The 19,574-nt window shown below is 65.5% G+C and carries 14 protein-coding genes and 1 pseudogene; 6 read left to right on the plus strand and 9 right to left on the minus strand.

Annotated elements, in window-relative coordinates:
* Positions 1–52: 52 nt before the first annotated feature.
* The 4 genes and pseudogenes from QA642_RS03590 to QA642_RS03605 all read right to left on the minus strand — a co-directional run bounded on the left by QA642_RS03590 (position 53) and on the right by QA642_RS03605 (position 4,781).
* Positions 53–1,378: an MATE family efflux transporter gene (locus tag QA642_RS03590; protein ID WP_283083418.1), complete on the minus strand. Its 1,326-nt coding sequence runs from the start codon at positions 1,376–1,378 to the stop codon at positions 53–55.
* Positions 1,379–1,465: 87 nt separating this feature from the next.
* On the minus strand, positions 1,466–1,771 hold the full coding sequence (locus QA642_RS03595; protein ID WP_283083419.1) for a DUF6460 domain-containing protein: 306 nt from the start codon (positions 1,769–1,771) through the stop codon (positions 1,466–1,468).
* 72 nt (positions 1,772–1,843) lie between these two features.
* Positions 1,844–3,747, minus strand: a pseudogene (locus QA642_RS03600) (ATP-dependent DNA ligase).
* Positions 3,744–4,781, minus strand: a complete 1,038-nt coding sequence (locus QA642_RS03605; protein ID WP_283083420.1) for a ligase-associated DNA damage response exonuclease — start codon at positions 4,779–4,781, stop codon at positions 3,744–3,746. Before QA642_RS03605 ends, QA642_RS03600 begins: the two are co-directional and overlap by 4 nt.
* A gap of 134 nt (positions 4,782–4,915) precedes the next feature.
* Here QA642_RS03605 and QA642_RS03610 point away from each other — a divergent pair, with 134 nt between their 5' ends.
* From QA642_RS03610 to QA642_RS03630, 5 genes are all read left to right on the plus strand, one after another.
* On the plus strand, positions 4,916–5,848 hold the full coding sequence (locus QA642_RS03610; protein WP_283083421.1) for a methyltransferase domain-containing protein: 933 nt from the start codon (positions 4,916–4,918) through the stop codon (positions 5,846–5,848).
* A 110-nt stretch (positions 5,849–5,958) separates the two neighbouring features.
* Positions 5,959–7,188, plus strand: a complete 1,230-nt coding sequence (locus QA642_RS03615) for an ABC transporter substrate-binding protein (RefSeq protein ID WP_283083422.1) — start codon at positions 5,959–5,961, stop codon at positions 7,186–7,188.
* A 161-nt stretch (positions 7,189–7,349) separates the two neighbouring features.
* Positions 7,350–9,926, plus strand: coding sequence for a ligase-associated DNA damage response DEXH box helicase (locus QA642_RS03620; protein ID WP_283083423.1), 2,577 nt, complete (start codon positions 7,350–7,352; stop codon positions 9,924–9,926).
* A 152-nt stretch (positions 9,927–10,078) separates the two neighbouring features.
* Positions 10,079–10,777, plus strand: a complete 699-nt coding sequence (gene pdeM / locus QA642_RS03625; protein WP_283083424.1) for a ligase-associated DNA damage response endonuclease PdeM — start codon at positions 10,079–10,081, stop codon at positions 10,775–10,777.
* A 341-nt stretch (positions 10,778–11,118) separates the two neighbouring features.
* On the plus strand, positions 11,119–11,535 hold the full coding sequence (locus QA642_RS03630; protein ID WP_283083425.1) for a hypothetical protein: 417 nt from the start codon (positions 11,119–11,121) through the stop codon (positions 11,533–11,535).
* 132 nt (positions 11,536–11,667) lie between these two features.
* Here QA642_RS03630 and QA642_RS03635 read toward each other — a convergent pair whose 3' ends face one another.
* Both QA642_RS03635 and pyrE read right to left on the minus strand, forming a co-directional pair.
* Positions 11,668–12,450: a DUF2865 domain-containing protein gene (locus QA642_RS03635; protein ID WP_283083426.1), complete on the minus strand. Its 783-nt coding sequence runs from the start codon at positions 12,448–12,450 to the stop codon at positions 11,668–11,670.
* 248 nt (positions 12,451–12,698) lie between these two features.
* Positions 12,699–13,262 carry an orotate phosphoribosyltransferase gene (gene pyrE, locus QA642_RS03640; protein ID WP_018647906.1) on the minus strand — a complete coding sequence of 188 codons (564 nt, stop codon included), beginning with the start codon at positions 13,260–13,262 and terminating at the stop codon, positions 12,699–12,701.
* A 182-nt stretch (positions 13,263–13,444) separates the two neighbouring features.
* On the opposite strand from pyrE, the gene QA642_RS03645 reads away from it, so the two are divergent.
* A complete protein-coding gene (locus QA642_RS03645) occupies positions 13,445–14,071 on the plus strand; it encodes a glutathione S-transferase family protein (RefSeq protein ID WP_283083427.1) in 627 nt (208 codons plus the stop codon).
* A 121-nt stretch (positions 14,072–14,192) separates the two neighbouring features.
* On the opposite strand, the gene QA642_RS03650 is transcribed toward QA642_RS03645, so the two are convergent.
* From QA642_RS03650 to QA642_RS03660, 3 genes are all read right to left on the minus strand, one after another.
* Positions 14,193–14,828 (minus strand): LysE family translocator, encoded by a 636-nt coding sequence (locus QA642_RS03650; RefSeq protein ID WP_283083428.1) that lies wholly within the window; start codon positions 14,826–14,828, stop codon positions 14,193–14,195.
* Positions 14,829–15,097: 269 nt separating this feature from the next.
* Positions 15,098–18,172: a DNA polymerase I gene (gene polA, locus QA642_RS03655; protein ID WP_283083429.1), complete on the minus strand. Its 3,075-nt coding sequence runs from the start codon at positions 18,170–18,172 to the stop codon at positions 15,098–15,100.
* 241 nt (positions 18,173–18,413) lie between these two features.
* Positions 18,414–19,481: an acyltransferase family protein gene (locus QA642_RS03660; RefSeq protein WP_283083430.1), complete on the minus strand. Its 1,068-nt coding sequence runs from the start codon at positions 19,479–19,481 to the stop codon at positions 18,414–18,416.
* Positions 19,482–19,574: the final 93 nt, after the last annotated feature.

Here is a 19,574-nt window from a genome sequence, read left to right on the forward strand (position 1 = left end):
CCCGGCTCTGCGTCGCATCACTGCGTGCTGCGCCGCGTCCGGGACACGAGAGCTACGGTTTAGAAAACGTCGCCCGATACAGCGCCGGATACCGCGCGCCCTGCAAGCCGCCACGCGCGATGTAAAACGCGATCAACGCGCACCACAGCCCGGCATTGCCGAACGATTGCAGCGCCAGCCAGGTGCCGAGGAAGATCGCGAGCGAAGCCAGCATCAGGTTGCGCATCTCGCGCGCCCAGGTGGCGCCGACATAGATGCCGTCGAAGCCGAAGGCGAACACGCCGGGGATCGGGGCGAGCACGATGAACGGCAGGAAGTCGCGCGCGGCGCGGCGCACGTCCTCGCTCGCGGTCATGAAGTTGATGATGTTCTGCCCGAACAGCGCGAATACCACCGCGACGACCATCGCGAAGCCGAGGCCCCACGAGAGCACCAGCCGGGTCGAATCCGCAAAGCCTTTGGCATCGCGCGCGCCGAAGGTGCGGCCGCAGAGCTGCTGGGCCGCATTGGCGAGGCCATCGAGGAAGAAGGCGCTGACCAGCAGGAAGTTGTTCAGCACGGAATTCGCCGCCAGCGTGACGTCGCCGGCACGCGCGCCCTTGGCGGTGAAGAACAGGAACACGGTGATCAGCGCCGCGGTGCGGACCAGGATGTCGGAATTCACCGCCAGCATCCGCATCAGCTTGGCGCGGTCGAACAGCGTTGCGCGGGGAACGGCGAAGCCGCCATGCGCATAGCGCCGGCAAACGACGATGCCGAGCGCGAAGCCGATGCCCTCGGACAGCAGCGCGGCGATCGCCGCGCCCGCGATGCCGGTGTCGTAGACCAGCACCAGCAGGATCGTCGCCGCCATGTTGATGAGGTTGATGACGACCTGGAGCGCGAGCGCCGGATTGGCGCGGGCCTGCCCGACCAGCCAGCCGAGGATGACGTAGTTGGCGAAAGCGAATGGCGAGGACCAGATCCGGATCATGAAATAGGTCTTTGCCGCGTGCGTGACGCCGGCGCTGCCGCCCATCAGGTCGAACAGCACGGCGGCCAGCGGCGATTGCAGCGCGATCAGCGCCGCGCCGATCAGCCCTGCGACGATGAAGCCGCGCACCAGGATCACGGTCTGCTCGCGCGTCTCGCCCGCGCCGAGCGCCTGCGCGGTGAAGGCGAGCGTGCTCATGCGCAGGAAACCGAACAGCCAGAACAGGCAGTCGAAGATCACGGAGGCCATCGCGACGCCGCCGAGCAGGGCGGCATCGTCGAGCCGCCCGATCGCCGTGGTCGAGACCACGCCGATCAGCGGCGTCGTCAGGTTCGCGACCATCGCGGGACCGGCGATGGCAAATACCTGGCGGCTGCCGATTTTGAGGGGAACGGGTGCGTGCATGTCAGCTGCGTGTAGCCGACCTGTGTGTCCAATGCACCATCGCGGCCGGCATGGCGTGCTTGCGCCGGCCGCGCATTCCAGAAGGCGTTACCGGCCGCGCGGCGCGCCGAACACGCGCGAGAGCAGCCAGATCGGGATCACGATGACCGCGCCGAGCAGGAAGTAGCGCCACAGCCAGTTCACGGCATCGAAGCCGAGATCCCACAGTCGCTGGAACAGGAGGCGAATGCTGTAGATGATATTCCAGGGATCGAAGCCGATCGCGGCGAGCACGACGCCGACCAGGATCGAGAGCAGGACCAGCCGAAACGCGACCGCCAGCGGCGAGCCGCCGAGAAAGCGGTGCAGACCGTCGCCGCGGCCGGCCGGCAAATCTCTGACGTCTTGGACCATCGCTAACTCCTCGGGCGGATTCGACCCCATTATACGGCACGGCGAGGCACATGGGGAACCCGGCTTTCCCCGTCAATGGCCGTCGGCGGAGGCCGCAACCTTAATTGTTGGTAGGGATTCGTCCGCCTTCAGCATCTTCTCCAGCGTTTCCAGCCTGTCCGCCTCTCGCGGCGGCTTGTCCCAGCGCAGGCGGCTGATGCGGGGAAAGCGCATGGCGACGCCGGATTTGTGCCGCGGCGAACGCTGCAGGCCCTCGAACGCGACCTCCAGCACCAGGCCCTTGTCCGCCTCGTGCACGACGTGGCGCACGGGGCCGAACTTTTCCGTGGTGTTGCGGCGGACGAAACGGTCGATCTGCAAGAGTTCCTCGTCGGTGAAGCCAAAATAGGCTTTGCCGACCGGCACCAGCTCGTCGCCGGCCTCGCCTTCGGTCCAGACGCCGAACGTGTAGTCGGAATAATAGGACGAGCGCTTGCCGTGGCCGCGCTGCGCATACATCAGCACGGCGTCGATGATGTGCGGATCGCGCTTCCACTTCCACCACTGGCCCTTCGGCCGTCCCGGCAGATAAGGCGCATCGCGCCGCTTCAGCATCACGCCCTCGACAGCGTCCGCGTCTTCGCCCGCGCCGGCGCTTGCCGGATCGGCGCGTGCCGCGGTGAGCGCGGCCCAGCTTTCAAAAGGAACGGTCGGCGAGAGATCGATGCGGGGATCGTCCAGCTTCTTGATGAAGGTCTCCAGCCGTTCGCGCCGCTCCGCGAACGGCAGCTCGCGCAGATCGTTCTCGTCGTCGCCGAGCAGATCGTAGGCGCGCAAATGAATCGGAAACTCCTTGATCAGCTTTGGCGAGACGACCTTGCGGTTGAGGCGCTGCTGCAGGACGTTGAAGCTTTGGACGCGGCCTTCGCGCAGGATCAATAGCTCGCCGTCGATCGCGCCCGGCAGATGCAGCGACGGCACCAGATCGGGAAAGCTCCCGGTGATGTCCTCGCCGGTGCGCGAATAGAGCCGCGCGGTGATGTGGCCGCGGTCGTCGCGGCCCGCCACCGCCTGCACGCGGATGCCGTCCCATTTCCATTCGGCGATGTAGTCGGCGGGATCGAGGCTTTGGAAATCGGTGTCCTCGATCGCGTGCGCCAGCATCACCGGCCGGAACGGGGCGGGATCGCGATTGACCGGCTTTTCGGCGCGGCCCTCGAGCCAGGCGAACAGGTCGAGATAGGGCGGCGCGAGCCCCGGCCAGATCAGCTCGACGTCGTGCGGGTCCTTGTCGCCGAGCGCAGCGGCTGCTGTCTTGGCGAGGCGCGCGGAGATGCCGATGCGCAGCGCTCCGGTCACGAGCTTCAGCAGCGCCCAGCGCCCGGTCTCATCCAGCTCGTCGAGCCAGCGTTCGAGCTGCTTCGGCAACTCGGTCTTGCCGAGCGTGCGCAGCGTGGTGACGACTTCGGTGAGGGTTGGGGGAGGTGGATTGTTGTGGTTGCTTGGGTGGAGTGGATCGCTGGCATCTCGCCCGCGGTACCCCTCTCCCTGACCCTCCCCCGCAAGGGGGGAGGGAACGGAGAGAGTTGTATCTCTATTACTTGCTAAATCACTCTCGGTCGTCGAATCCGTCCGCCGCCGCGCACGCAACTGCGCTCCCTCCCCCTTGTGGGGGAGGGCGGGGGAGAGGGGTGGCCCGGAAAAGACTCGTCATGACCAAGCACTCGCCGAGGCCACATCAGCGCCACCGTCTCCGAGAGGTCGCCGACATAGTCGTAGCTCAACCCGAACAGCACCTCATCGGTGCGTGCTGCAATGAGATCCCGGATCAGCGCCGGTTTGGCATGCTTGAAGCTGAGCGCGCCGGTGAGTGCGGCCAGCGCATAGCCGCGGTCGGGATCGCCGACCTCGCGGAAATAGCTGGTGATCAGCCGCAGCTTGTTGTTGCGGCCGGGCTCGTAGGCGAGGCGGTCGAGAAGCTCGGCGAAGCGGTTCATGCTTCGGCCTCGTCGGCAGTCGGCGCCTCGCTCTCCTCCTCGTCGCCATAGCCGACGAGATCGAGCGGCCGCGCGCGGAGGCCTTGCGTCTTGCACCAGTGCACCAGCGCGTCTTCCTGGCCGTGGGTGACCCAGATCTCGCCGGCGCCGGTCGCTTTGATTGTCGCGGTGAGACCATCCCAGTCGGCGTGGTCGGAGATCACCAGCGGCAATTCGACGCCACCCTGCCGCGCCCTTGCGCGCACGCGCATCCAGCCCGAGGCGAAGGCGGTGACGGGATCGGGAAATCGCCGCGTCCAGATATCTGACGTCGCCGAGGGCGGCGCCAGCGTGATGGTGCCGGCGAGTGCCGCCTTTTTCATGCCCTTCACCGGCCTGAGCTCTCCGAGGTCGATGCCGCGGCTCTGGTAATATTCGGTGATCTTCTCCATCGCGCCATGCAGATAGATCGGCGCGTCAAAGCCGGCCTGCCGCAGCAGCGCGATCACGCGCTGCGCCTTGCCGAGCGAATAGGCGCCGACGAGATGCGCGCGTTCTGGAAACAGCGCGACCGAGGCCAGCAGCTTCTTCACCTCATCGGCTGCATCGCCATGCCGGAACACCGGCAGGCCAAACGTCGCCTCGGTGATGAAGACGTCGCAGGGCACGAGCTCGAACGGCGTGCAGGTCGGATCCGGCGCGTCCTTGTAGTCGCCGGAAGCGACGATGCAGGTGTCCTTGCAGGTTACGGCGATCTGGGCCGAGCCCAGAACATGGCCGGCCGGGTGGAATTTGACGCTGACGTCGCCGAGCCGGATCTCCTCGCCATAGCTGATGGCCTGCGTCGATCCGGCAAAGTTCTCGCCATAGCGCAGCCGCATCATGTCGAGCGTTTCCTGCGTCGCCAGCACGGCGCCATGGCCGGCGCGGGCATGGTCGGAATGGCCGTGGGTGATCACGGCGCGCTCGACGGGACGGACAGGATCGATATGGAAGCCGCCGGGCTTGCAGCACAGGCCGGCAGCAGCTGGCAGCAGGATGTCTTGTGGACGCATGGTTGTCATATAGGGAGCGGTCGCTCCAAATTAAGCCGTCATGCGCGGGCTTGACCCGCGCATCCATCTCCCTAAACAGTCCTTTTTTTGATGGATTGCCGGGTCAAGCCCGGCAATGACAATCGGTTCCTCCAATGCCCCTGCGCCTGTTCCTGACCTCCGGCGATCTCATGGCCGACCGCCGTTTCGAGTTCGCGCGCGACCTCCAGCTCAAGGGCGACCTTCCCGCCGCCGCCGACCTCCTGGAGCAGGCGATCGAGCTTGCACCCAATTTCACCTCAGCCTGGTTCACGCTCGGCGAGATCCGTCTCCAGCTCGGCGAGCGCGACAAGGCGATCGCGGCGTTTCGGAAAGCGCGCGATTCCGACCCCGAGGATCAGCACGGCGCCGGCCTGCATCTGATGCGGCTCGGCGACACCGAGATGGCGGAGATGCCGAAAGCCTATGTGCAGGCGCTGTTCGACCAGTATGCGCCGCGCTTCGAGCACGCGCTGATCAACGATCTCGGCTATCGCGCTCCCGCGCTGATCTTCAAGGCAGTGTTGGCCGCCCGCGTCGCCGCGAAGAAGCCGGCCTTCTTCAAGCGCACCATCGATCTCGGTTGCGGCACCGGGCTCGCGGCCGCGGCCTTCGCCAAGCAGGTCGATCATTTCACCGGCATTGATCTCTCGCCCGGCATGATCAAGGAAGCGCGCGCCACCGGGCTCTATGCCGAGCTCGAAGTCGCCGACATGATCGAAGGCCTGCGTGGCAAGCCTGATGCGAGCGCGAACCTCGTCGTCGCCGCGGACGCGTTCGTCTATCTCTCCGATCTCGCGGCTGTGCTGAGCGAAGCCAAGCGCGTTCTCGTATCCGGCGGCGTGCTTGCCTTCACGCTGGAGACGCATGACGGCAGCGGCATCGTGCTCGGCGAAGGTCTGCGTTATGCCCATTCGGCGGAATATGTGCGCGGCGCGATTGCGAAAACCGGACTCAAGCTGCTGACGCTGGAGCCGGCATCGCCGCGCAACGAGAACAATGAGCCGGTGCGCGGCCTCGTCATCGTCGCCGAAAAACTTGAGTCTTAGGCGCTGCTTCCGCGGCAATTTAAGCGTCATTGCGTCGCAAAGCGACGACTTCCCACTTGCGAGCGATGCTGCCTTCCCAGCACAATGCGCGCACCAGGGAGAAAACAACAATGACCAAGAATCCATCGCGGCGCGATTTCAGCGCCGGCGCGCTCGCCACCATCGCCGCATCCACCTTGCCCGCGCCGTATGTCTGGGCCGCGGAGAAGAAATACGATGCGGGTGCCAGCGACACCGAGATCAAGATCGGGCAGACCGTGCCGCATTCCGGTCCCGGCTCGCTCTATGGCGTGCTCGGCCGCACTGGCGAAGCCTATTTCCAGATGCTGAACGAGAAGGGCGGCATCAACGGGCGCAAGATCAAATTCCTTACCATGGACGACGCCTACAGCGCGCCGAAATGCGTCGAGGCGACGCGGCGGCTGGTCGAGCAGGAAGAGGTGCTGGCGCTCTACGGCTCGCTCGGCACCGCGCCGCAGACCGCCGTGCACAAATACCTGAACTCCAAGGGCGTGCCGCAGCTGCTGCTCAACACCGGCGCCTCGAAGTGGAACAACCCGAAGGAGTTCAAATGGACGATGGCGGGCCTGCCGCTCTATCCGACCGAGGCGCGCATCCTGGCACGGCACGTCGTTGCGGTGAAGCCGAACGCCAAGATCGGCATCCTCTACCAGAACGACGATTTCGGCCGCGACTTCCTGGGGCCCTTCAAGAAGGTGCTGGCTGATGCCGGTGGCACCGCGCAGGTGATCATGGAGCAGACCTACGATCTCACCGAGCCGACCGTGGACTCGCAGCTCATCAATCTCTCGAAGTCGGGCGCTGACGTCTTCTACAACATCTCCACCGGCAAGGCGTCGTCGCAGTCGATCCGTAAAGTGGCCGAGCTCGGCTGGAAGCCGCTGCAGCTGTTGTCGGCGGGCTCGACCGGCCGCTCGATTCTCAACGCCGCGGGCCTCGAGAACGCCACCGGCATCGTCGCCATCCGCTACAACAAGGAGGTCGGCCTGCCCAAATGGGAGAAGGACCCCGACGTGATGGCCTTCGAGGAGCTGCGCAAGAAGTACATGCCGACGATCGATCCCGATAACACCATCGCCTTCGCCGGCTATGGCCAGGCCGTGACCATGGGCGAGATCCTGCGCCGCTGCGGCGACGACCTCACCCGCGCCAACGTCTTGAAGCAGGCCTCGACGCTCGCGGGCTTCCACTCGCCCTATTTCCTCGACGGCGTGACCTATAGCTACACGCCCGAGGACTACACGCCGATGAAGACCCTGTTCATCTCCACCTTCAGCGGCAAGGACTGGGACATCTCCGACAAGCCGATGTCGGAGTAGGGTCTCTCCACAACCGGGATGCCGTAGGGTGGGCAAAGGCGCATAGCGCCGTGCCCACCATTTTCCCCGACGACGACGGCGTGGGCACGCTTCGCTTTGCCCACCCTACGGGTCCCCCCCCCCCCTCGACGAACCCACCCTCACGGCTTACCTGTGATGCCGTGCCGCCCCGCATCCTCAAAATCCCGGCCGAGCCGGCCACGCTGCTGCCCGACCGCTTCCAGAGATGGTTCGCGGCGCGCGGCTGGGCGCCGCGTGAGCATCAGCTCGCGCTGCTGGAGAAGGCACGCGAGGACCGGTCCGCGCTCTTGATCGCGCCGACCGGCGCCGGCAAGACGCTGGCGGGATTTCTGCCGACGCTGGTGGAGCTGAGTGCCGCGCCCGCGGCTTCATCGAAAGCTCTCGTTTCCACCGGCCGCGCTGTGCAGCGCAGTAGCGGCCTCCACACGCTCTACATCTCGCCGCTGAAAGCGCTCGCCGTCGACATCGCCCGCAATCTCGAGCGTCCCATCGCCGAGATGGGGCTGCCGATCAAGGTCGAGACCCGCACCGGCGACACGCCGGTATCGCGGCGCCAGCGCCAGCGGCGCTATCCGCCGGATGTTTTGCTGACGACGCCCGAGCAACTTGCGCTCTTGCTCTCCTCTGACGATGCGCCGTTCCTGTTCTCCTCGCTCAAGCGCATCGTGCTCGACGAGCTGCACGCGCTGGTGACCTCCAAGCGCGGCGATCTGCTCTCGCTCGGCCTTGCGCGCCTCTGGCGCCTCGCGCCGCAAATGCGCGCGATCGGCCTGTCGGCGACGGTGGCCGAGCCGGACCAGCTCGCGCGCTTCCTGCTGCCGCAGCCCGAAGGCAAGGAGGTCGCCGCCGACATCGTCGTCGCCGGCGGTGCGGCGCCGCCGGAGGTCGAGATGCTGGATACGCGCGAGCGCCTGCCCTGGGCCGGCCACAGCGCGCGCCATGCACTTCCAGAGATCTACGAGCTGATCAAGGCGAACAAGACCACGCTGGTCTTCGTCAACACCCGCAGCCAGGCCGAGATGCTGTTCCAGAATCTCTGGAGCATGAACGACGACGGCCTTGCGATCGCGCTGCATCACGGCTCGCTCGACGTCGCGCAGCGCCGCAAGGTCGAGGACGCGATGTCGGCGGGGCGCCTGCGCGGCGTGGTCTGCACCTCCTCGCTCGACCTCGGCGTCGACTGGGGCGACGTCGATCTCGTCGTCAATATCGGCGCGCCCAAGGGATCGTCGCGCCTGATGCAGCGCATCGGCCGCGCCAATCACCGTCTCGACGAGGCCTCGCGCGCCGTGCTGGTCCCCGCGAATCGTTTCGAGGTGCTGGAGTGCCGCGTCGCCATCGACGCCATCGCCGAGAATGCCCAGGACACGCCGCCGCTTCGCACCGGCGCACTCGACGTGCTGGCTCAGCATGTGCTCGGCTGTGCCTGCGGCGAGCCGTTTTTCAGCGACGAGCTCTATGCCGAGGTCCGCACCGCCGCGCCCTACGCAAATCTGCTGCGGCAGGATTTCGACGACGTCGTCGATTTCGTTGCCTCCGGCGGCTACGCGCTGAAGACCTACGAGCGCTTCGCCCGCATCAAGCAGGACAAGGAGGGCCGCTGGCGCGTCGCAAATCCCAAGGTGCGGCAGAGCTACCGGATGAATGTCGGCACGATCGTCGAGGACGACATGCTGAAGGTGCGGCTGGTGCGCTCGCGTGGCGGCGGCCATGGAAAAGCAGGCGGATCGACCGGCGTGATCGCGCGCGGCGGCCGCTTGCTCGGCGAGATCGAGGAGGCCTTCATCGAGGGCTTGAGCCCCGGCGACACCTTCGTGTTCAGCGGCGAGGTGGTGCGCTACGAGACCCTGGTCGAGGACCAGGTCTATGTCTCGCGCGCGCACGACAAGGACCCTAAGGTGCCGTCCTATATGGGCGGCAAGTTTCCGCTCTCGACCTATCTCGCCGAGCGCGTCCGCCGCCTGCTCGACGATGGCCGTGCGTGGGGCGGCTTGCCGGAGCAGGTGCGCGACTGGCTGTCGCTGCAGAAGGACGTCTCGCGCGTGCCCGCCGTGCGCGAGCTTCTGGTCGAGAGCTTTCCGCGTGCCAACAAGCACTACATCGTCTGCTATCCCTTCGAAGGCCGCCTCGCGCATCAGACGCTCGGCATGCTGTTGACGCGCCGGCTGGAGCGCGCCCGTGCCCGGCCGCTCGGCTTCGTCGCCAACGAATATGCGGTGGCGATCTGGGGGCTCGGCGATCTCTCCTTCATGATCCGGGACGGCCGGATCGACCTCAACGCGCTGTTCGCCCCCGACATGCTCGGCGATGACCTCGAGGCCTGGCTCGCCGAATCCGCGCTGATGAAGCGCACGTTCCGCAACTGCGCCATCATCTCCGGCCTGATCGCGCGCCGCCACACCGGCGAAGAGAAGAGCCGCCGTCAGGTGCTGTTCTCGACCGATCTCGTCTACGACGTCTTGCGGAAACATCAGGCCGACCATGTCCTGCTGCGCGCCGCCCGCGCCGATGCCGCCACCGGCCTGCTCGACCTGCGTCGTCTCGGCGACATGCTCGCCCGAATCCAGGGCCGCATCACCCACCGGGAACTCGACCACGTTTCCCCGCTCGCCGTCCCCGTGATGCTGGAAATCGGCCGCGAGTCAGTCTATGGCGAAGCTGCAGACGAGCTTTTGGCGGAGGCCGCCGACGAGCTCGTCAAAGAGGCGATGTCGTAGAGAATCTTCCCAGTGAGGCGCGCAACCCCATCCACATCGTCATGCCCGGGCTTGACCCGGGCATCCACGTCTTCCTTGCAGCGGCAAGAACGTGGATGGCCGGGCATAGGCGAGCGGAAGCGACGCCGTTCTTCGAACGGCTATGCCCGGCCATGACGGAGCAAGTCGCATTTTCGGTGACAAACACGCGCCACGTGGACGTTGCCGGCATCTCGCTCCACGCCGATCTCTCCGGCGCGCTGTTCTGGGAAGAGCAGCGCTTGCTGGTCGTTTCCGATCTGCATCTGGAAAAAGGCTCCAGCTTCGCGATACGCGGCGTACTGCTGCCGCCTTACGACACGCTGGCCACGCTGAGCCGTCTCGCTGCTGTCATCTCCCGCCACAACCCACGCACGGTCATCGCGCTCGGCGACAGTTTTCACGATCGCACCGCGCATGAGCGCCTGTCGGCGGATGACCGAGATGCCGTCGCCGCGCTCCAGACCGGCCGCGACTGGATCTGGATCTCAGGCAATCACGATCCGATGCTGCCGCGCGATCTCGGTGGCACCGTTGCTGATGAAGTCGCGATCGGCCCGATCACCTTCCGCCACGAGCCGACTGGCGCGCATGGCGAGATCGCCGGTCACCTGCATCCCAAGGCGCGCGTCTCCGCCCGCGGCCGCTCGATGGAGCGCCGCTGCTTCGCCAGCGACGGGATGCGCGCCGTGATGCCGGCGTTCGGTGCCTACGCCGGCGGCCTCAGCATCCGCGATGCGGCGTTCGCAAAAATTTTTCCGAAGAACGGCTTCGTCGCGCATCTGCTCGGCGACCGCCGCGTCCATGCGATCGCGGCCTCGCGCTGTTATTGAGTTCCCTAACTTCGCCAACCGAAAATTGGGACAGCGCTACGTTCGGTATTTATCCGGAGTCGCCGAAGTCGATTGCGACCTCTAACTTGGTTTCCGCCGGGGCTGGAATTTTGCATCCCGAACAAGAATTGCAACCGGCAAGGGGTCGTCGCAAGGCGGCCCCTTTCGATTCCCGCATCCGCAGTCGGGGATTCGAGCACCAGCATTTCGGGCGACCCCGCACAGCATTGCCACTGCGCTGGAACAAATTAAGAACACTTTAGCAAGTCTTTGATATATCATTGTGATTCGGCGCATTGCCGACACAATATCTAGCGTCTGTCAGACTCTGCGAGGACTACATGTCCAACATTGCCTTCGATCAGTTTGCCCTCACCCGCATCGCCGATTTCGCGCGCTCGCTGTCGCGGCTGCATCAGACGGCGCGGCGCTTTGCCGTCGATCACGACCAGTTCGATCGCGAGTTCAACGCGGTGTGCCAGTCGATCTGGGGCTACACCATCGACGACATCAGCGACGAGCTGTTCTCGCCTGAGGATCATCTGTTCCTCGATACGCTGGACGAAGCGCATGCGCGCATCTTCGCGGCCGAGCAGGGCTACGACCTCGTGGACGAGGCCGGCATGCTGACGGACTGGTGGGGGTTCTGCTGGATGATTCTGGCCGAGAAGCGCGGATTGCTGACGGCCGAGAACCGCGCCGCTGCGCGCGCGGCGATCGAGGAGAAATACCTGGCCGCGCCGAATGTGACGGGGTGATTATCGGGAGGTAGTGCCCCAACCTTCGTCATTGCGAGGAGCGAAGCGACGAAGCAATCCAGAATGCCTCCGCGGGGGCATTTCTGGATTGCTTCGCTGCGCTCGCAATGACGACTTGGATGCAGGTGGGACCTAATCCAATCCCGCCCGCTTTGCCGGCTTCGCCTGCGTTTTCGGCACCGTCACGTCAGGCAGCGCCTCGCGCACGATCTCGGCCGGAGCCGGCGCATCCGCCGCCGACACCGTTTCGGCCCGCACCGGCGCCACCTTCATCTCGCCGAGGCGGGCGCGAACCTGCGCGGTGAGACCGGGATAGGAGGCGACCGGCGTGAAGTCCGCAGCTTGGTCGTTGCCGACGCGGATGCCGGTATAGGCGACGAGACCGTCGCTGGTGGCGATCACGTCGCCGGCCTTCAGCGAGGAGTCCAGCGCGAGATCGACCGGCGCGAGGCCGACCGGCTCGCGGCCGTTGCAGGTGCAGTCCGATCGCAGCGCCTTGCGATAGGCGAATGCGTTCTCGCTGTCGGCGTAGCGCTCGCCCGTTTGCGAATAGGCCCCATCGATCGAGGAGCCGAAATAGACCTTGGTCGTGCTGGCGGGACAGAATGCCTGACACATCTGGGCGGGCGAGGCGAGGCCGCGCATCAGCGGAAAATATTTGCCGTCGCAGCTGCGCACGCAGAACGCCGGGCCGGAGCCGCCGGCTGCGGCCGAGCGTGTCGGCGGCACATATTGCGGGTTTGCGGCGTTCTGCTGGCCGGTGAAGGGGTCGGAGTAGGAGTTCGCCTGCTGCGGCACCTCACGCTGCGGCCGTTGCTGCTGCAGGCCGCCGAAGAAGAAGTCGAACAGGCCTTCAGCCGAAACCGGGGCCGGAGCCGCGAGCATTGGAGCCGCAAGGAGGCTGGCTACAAGCATGGCGCGACGCTGCCGCCGCGTATGGGACAAGTGTGTACGCAATGCTCACTCCACCCGACGCTACTGAACAGGCCGAGACCCTTGAGGTCGCAGCGCATGATTCACCATAGTGCGCGATGGTAAATGAGCAGTTGAGCGGAGGCGGTTTCAAGACGAGGTGGTGGCCTCTTCAAGGCCGGGCACAGCTTCCGACCGATCGTTGCTTCCGGGACACGCTTGGGCATGGCGGCCAAGAATGTTCCGGAGCTTCAGGCCTTCAAGAATTCCGACGCCTTGTACAGCGAGCGGAACGGCAGGCCGGCCGCACCGAACGTGTCGGTGGCGCCTTCCTCGCGGTCGACCATGGTCAGCACCAGCACGACTTCAGCGCCGGTCTCGCGCACGGATTCCACCGCCTTCATCGCCGAGCCGCCTGTCGTGGTGACGTCCTCGACGATGACGACGCGCTTGCCGGCGAGCGTCTCGCCCTTGGGCAGGCCCTCGATCGCTAGCTTCGCGCCGTGCTCCTTCGGCTTCTTGCGCACGAAGAACGCGGCGATCGGATGGCCCTTGATCCAGGAGATCTGCGCCAGCGCGCCGGCGAGCGGCACCGCGCCCATCTCGAGCCCGCCGATGAAATCGAGCTGGTCGTCCTTCAGCGCCTCGTAGGTGAGCTCGGCGAGCAGGGTCGCGCCCTCGGGGTCGAGCATGGTCGGCTTCAGGTTGAAGTAGAAATCGCTCTTGCGGCCCGACGCGAGCGTCACCTCGCCGCGGCCGAAAGAGCGCCGGCGGATGATTTCGAACAGGCGGGCGCGGGAGGCGGATTTCGACACGGCGGTCCTCGAACAGCGTTTTTGGAGGAGGCGGAATTTATCCGCGACGGCCGCGACATTCCAGTGGGGGCATGCCCCGTCAACAGGGATCGGCCATCCCGGTCCGCCGGTTGTAGGGGTACAGGCGCTGAGGTAGTTGGATGCCGGATATCCCGGGGACGGAACGAGCAAGGACATAGGGCATGACGATCGACCTGCACACCTGGAACACGCCGAACGGCCGCAAGATCTCGGTCGCACTTGAGGAAATGGGGCTGCCCTACAAGGTGGTCCCGGTGAACATCACCAAGGGCGAGCAGATGGCGCCCGGGTTCCTGAAGCTCTCGCCCAACAACAAGATCCCCGCGATCCTCGACCCCGAGGGTCCCGACGGCAAGCCGGTCGGCATCTTCGAGTCCGGTGCCATTCTGCTCTATCTCGGCGAAAAGACCGGCAAATTCCTGCCGAAATCGCTTTCGGCGCGCATCCCCGTCTATGAATGGCTGATGTGGCAGATGGGCGGCTTCGGCCCGATGCCCGGCCAGGTGCATCATTTCATCGCGCTTGAGAACGAGCAGGACCGTGCCTACGGCCTGAAGCGTTACATGGCCGAGACCCGCCGGCTCTACGGCGTCCTCGACCGCCGCCTCGATGGCCGCGACTTCGTCGCCGGCGACCTCTCCGTTGCCGATTTCGCCATCCTAGGCTGGGCTTGGCGCCACCCTCGCCACAAGGTTGAGCTGGCCGACTTCCCCAACGTCAAGCGCTGGTACGAGGCGCTCATGGCGCGGCCGGGCGTGAAGCGGGGGATGGAGGCGAAGCTGGATTGATTGGACGGTGTCATCGCCCGCGAAGGCGGGCGATCCAGTATTCCAGAGGAGGCGGTGGTTGAGCCGAGAAGCCGCGGCGTACTGGATGCCCCGCCTTCGCGGGGCATGACGGCGTTGCGCCTCACACCTTCTTCGCTTCCACCGCCATCCGCACGGCGAGCCCGGCCAGCACGGTGCCCATCAGCCAGCGCTGCACGAGCATCCAGCTCGGCCGGCAAGCCAGGAACTGCGCGATCGACCCCGCCGCGAGTGCGATCATCGCATTGACGCTGACGCTGATCGCGATCTGGATCGCACCCAGCACCACCGACTGCGTCAGCACGCTGCCGGCCATGGGATCGATGAACTGCGGCAGCAGCGCGAGATACAGCATCGCGATCTTCGGATTGAGCAGGTTGGTGACGAAGCCCATCGCGAACAATTTGCGCGGGCTGTCGATGGCAAGCGTCTTCACCTGGAACGGCGAGCGTCCGCCCGGCTTCACCGCCTGCCAGGCGAGCCAGAGCAGATAACCGGCACCGGCAAAGCGCAGCGCGTCATAGGCAAAGGGAATGGCAAGCAGGAGCGCCGTGATGCCGAACGCCGCGCACAGCATGTAGAACACGAAGCCGAGCGCCACGCCGCCGAGCGAGACGATGCCCGCCGCGGGTCCCTGCGTGATCGAGCGCGAGATCAGATAGATCATGTTCGGCCCCGGCGTGAGCACGAGGCCAAGGCAGACGAGGGCGAAGCCGAGCAGGGCGGAGGTGTGGGGCATGGGTCAACCGGTGCGGGAGATGACTCGGTTCTAATCTGCGAAGGCCCGCGCGGCCATCGCGCAATTGCTCGGAGGACAATTGAGCTCTCGTGTCCCGGACGCGACGCGACGTTCTTGCGCCGGTGCGCTCCCTCGCCCGTTCTTACGGGGAGAGGGGCTCTCTCTCCACGAGCGTTGTCGGTCGATAGACCTGTACCCCCTCACCCGGAATCCACGCTTTCAGCGTGAATTCCGACCTCTCCCCGCAGGCGGGGAGAGGTAAAGAGACCTCAATGCGCTTCGTCCCAATTGTTCGCCGCGCGCGCATCGACATGCAGCGGCACCGACAGCAGCACGGCCGGGAACGGCGCGTCCTGCATCACATGCTGCACGACCGGCAGCGTCGCCTCGACCTCGGCGTCCGGCACCTCGAAGATCAGCTCGTCATGCACCTGCAAGAGCATCTGCGCCGACAGCTTCTTCTGCGCCAGCGCATCCTCCACCCGCGTCATGGCGCGACGGATGATGTCGGCGGCAGTGCCCTGGAGCCGGGCGTTGATCGCGGCACGCTCGTTGAAGGCGCGCACCGAGGCGTTGGAGGCCTTGATGTCGGGGTAGTGGCACTTGCGGCCGAACAGCGTGGTGACGTAGCCGTGCTGCCGGCAGAACTCCTTGGTCTCGTCCATATAGGCGCGGATGCCGGGGAAGCGCTCGAAATATTTCTTGATGTAGGCGGACGCCTCCTCGCGGGCGATGCCGAGCTGGTTGGCGAGGCCAAACGCCGAGATGCCGTAGATGATGCCGAAATTGATCGCCTTGGCGCGGCGGCGGATCTCGCTCGGCATGCCCTCGATCGGCACGCCGAACATCTCCGACGCGGTCATCGCGTGAATGTCGAGGCCGTCGCGAAAGGCCTGCTTCAGCACGGGAATGTCGGCGATCTCGGCGAGCAGCCGCAGCTCGATCTGCGAATAGTCGGCGGAGACGAGCTTGTGGCCCGGCGTCGCGATGAAGGCGCGGCGGATCTTTCGCCCGTCCTCGGTGCGCACCGGGATGTTCTGCAAGTTCGGCTCGTTCGACGACAGCCGGCCCGTCGTGGTCGCGGCCAGCGCGTAGGTCGTGTGCACGCGATGGGTCTGTGGGTGGACGTAGGTCGGCAGCGCGTCGGTGTAGGTCGATTTCAACTTCGAGACCTGGCGCCACTCCAAGATCTTCTTCGGGAAGTCGTAGCCCTGCTCGGCGAGATCGTCGAGCACCTGCGCGGTGGTCGACCACGCGCCGGTCTTGGTCTTGCTGCCGCCCGGCAGTCCCATCTTGCCGAACAGGATGTCGCCGATCTGCTTGGGGCTGCCGACATTCACGGGTTCGCCCGCGATCTCCTGGATCTCGGCCTCGACGCGCGCGGCGGTCTGGGCGAATTCGCCCGACAGCCGCGACAGCACCTGGCGGTCGATCGAGATGCCGCGCCGCTCCATGCGTGCGAGCACCGAGACCAGCGGCCGCTCCAGCGTCTCGTAGACGGCGGTCATGCGCTCGGCGACGAGGCGCGGCTTCAGCACGCGCCACGCGCGTAGCGCCATGTCGGCGCCTTCCGCCGACAGAGGCGCCGCCTTGTCGATCGGCACCTGGTCGAAGGTGATCTTGCCCTTGCCGCTGCCGAGCAGTTCGCTCTCCTTCAGCATGGCGTGGCCGAACCAGCGCTCGGACAGGGACTCCAACCCATGCGAGCCGCGGCCGGCGTCGAGCACATAGGAGATCAGCTGCGCATCGTCGATGCTGCGCAAGGTGATGCCGTGCTGCGCCAGCATCACGGCGCTGAACTTGGCATCGAAGCCGATCTTGAGGATTCCCGGTGATTCCAGCACCGGCCGCAGCGCTTCGATGGCATCATCATGCTTGACCTGATCAGGCGCCAGCCCCGCGTCGAACAGGCCGGCACCGCCGCCGGACTGCTTGTGCGCCAGCGGCACGTAGCAGGCCTCGTTCGGGGCCAGCGCCAACGCGACGCCGCAGAGATCGGCCTGCATCGGGTCGATGGAGTTGGCCTTGATCTCGATCGCGACCTGGCCGGCATCGTGGATGCGCGCGATGAAGGCGTTGAGCTCCTTGAGGCTCTTGACCGTCTGGTACTTGCTGCGATCGACCGGAAGCTTGCGCAAGGCCTCCTCGCGCGCCGCTGCGAGCGAGATCGGCGCGCCCTTGAGGTTCGCCGTCTTGTCGCCCTTGTCGCCACCCGTTACCGTCTTTGCAGGGCCGCCGAACAGGTCGCCGGAGCTCTCGGGCGACTTCGCCTTCGCGCTCTCGCCGGCCCTGGCGCCGCTGCTGTTGCTGGCATCGGCGTCGACATTGGCGGGATCGATCTGGGAATAGTCGGCGACGCGGCGCGTCAACGTGGAAAATTCCATCGCCTTCAGGAAGGCGATCAGCTTGCGCGCATCGGGCTCGTGGACGGCGAGATCGTCGAGCGGCACGTCCAGATCGACCTTGTCGTCGAGCAGCACCAGCTTGCGCGAGATCCGCGCCTTCTCGGCATTCTCCAGCAGCGCCTCGCGCCGCTTCGGCTGCTTGATCTCGCCGGCGCGGAACAGCAGCTGATCGAGGTCGCCATATTCGATGATCAGCTGCGCGGCCGTCTTGATGCCGATGCCAGGGACTCCCGGCACGTTGTCGGTGGAATCGCCGGCCAGCGCCTGCACCTCGACCACCTTCTCCGGCGGCACGCCGAACTTCTCGATCACCTCGGGGATGCCGATGCGGCGGTCCTTCATGGTGTCGTACATGGTGACGCAGTCGGTGACGAGCTGCATCAGGTCCTTGTCGGAGGAGACGATGGTCGCGATCGCGCCGCGCTCGCAGGCCTGCCGCACATAGGTCGCGATGAGATCGTCGGCCTCGAAGCCGGCCTGCTCCAGGCAGGGCAGGTCGAAGGCGCGCACGGCTTCCCGGATCAGCGCGAATTGCGGGATCAGGTCGTCAGGCGCCGGCGGCCGGTGCGCCTTGTAATCAGCGTAGATCTTGTTGCGGAATGTGACTTCCGACTTGTCGAACACGATTGCGAGGTGCGTCGGCCGGTTGTCCTCGGGCATGTCGCGCAAGAGCTTCCACAGCATGTTGCAGAAGCCGAGCACGGCATTGACCTGCAAGCCGTCCGACTTGCGGTTCAGTGGCGGCAACGCGTGATAGGCGCGAAAAATGTAGCCGGAACCGTCGACCAGGAACACGTGGTCGCCCTTGCCAACCCCCTTCGCCGCAATCGGTTTGGCAGCAGCTGGCGCAGCGGCTTTGGTGTCGGCGACGGCCTCCTTAGCCTTGGGCGCAGCCTTGGTGTCAGCTTTGGCGGTGGTCTTCGGGGATGTTTTGGGCATGGCCGCAATGTATGAATTTTTGCGGATTTTGACAGCCTTGGAAGGGGGATTTTTGGCTTGCTGGCGCCGCTATCCCCACTGTCATCCCGGGGCGCGCGAAGCGCGAGCCCGGGATCCATAGCCACAGGGAGAAGTTTGGCGAAGGTTGGCAGTGATTAGGCCGTGGTACGGAAACCGCAATCCATGCATAAATCACGCGGTATGGGTCCCGGCGTTCGCCGGGACGACACCGAGAACGCCGCTACTCCGCCGCCTGCAACACCGGCCCCGTCTTCTTCGGCGCGATCCAGAACGCATCCGGCCGCTCGAACAGGAAGTGGGCGCCCGTCCGCAGTGCGGCCTGCCAGATCGCCAGCGATCCGATCACGCCGACAATGGTGACGATCAGCGACACCGTGCCGATGTCGGGAATGATGCCGGTACGCAAGAGCAGCGTGCGGGTCGCCGCCATCGGTAGGAAGAAGATGAGATAGATCACGATCGAATGCTCGCCGCAGAAGCGAAAGAAGTTCAGCCATTGCGCGCGCGCGAGCAGCGTGCCCATCGTGACGATGGCGCAGGCGCCGGCGAAACCGAGCACGAGCGAGACGATCTTCCACTCGCTTGCCCCATATGCGACGAGGCCGGCATTGGCCAGCGCCCAGGTCGCGAGGGCGGCGAGCGCCAGCGCGGGATGTTTTCGCGCGCGATCCGACAGCGCGAACACGTAAGGCGCGAACAGGTAGCCCGAATAGAAGTAGACGAAGCGCGCGCAGAATTCGTCGATCGCGGTCCAGCCGGTTGCGATGCGCGCCGTCTCGAGCGCGGCGGCAACGAGCCAGATCGCAAGCGGCGGGATTTGCCGTGTCAGTTTTGTGACGACGAAGAACATCGGCAGCAGATAGATGAACCACAGCGTGCCGAACGGCTCGATGAAGGATTCCAGATACAGCAGGCCCGCATCACGCCAGCTCGATTCTGCGGCGAAGGCGGGCGCCTTGAAGCCGAATTGGATTGTCACCCAGACGACATAGAAATAGGCGAAATGCACCACCTTGCGATCGAGATAAGTTCGCCAGTCGCGATCGATCACCAGTGGCAGGAACAGGCCCGAGATCAGGAAGAAATCGGGCATCCGGAACGGCTTTGCGAAGGCCACCAGGACATGCATGAAACCGGTCTCGCCGGCGGCGAGCTCCACCCCCAGCACCGAATGCATCATCACGACCATGACGATGCAGATACCCTTGGCGTAGTCGACCCAGTCGACACGCCCGGCCGTCGAGCCCTTCGGGCTCGCGCTCGCGGCGATTGTGCCTGATGATGCCATGGTGTCCCGTTTCGAGGCGTGTTCCGCCCGGCTCTGTATGGGCGTGGGCAGTTTGGATCCCAGTGGTTTCCGACTTCTTTACCGGTTCAAGTC

The organism is Bradyrhizobium sp. CB2312 (assembly GCF_029714425.1).
In the GTDB taxonomy this organism is placed as follows: Bacteria; Pseudomonadota; Alphaproteobacteria; order Rhizobiales; family Xanthobacteraceae; genus Bradyrhizobium.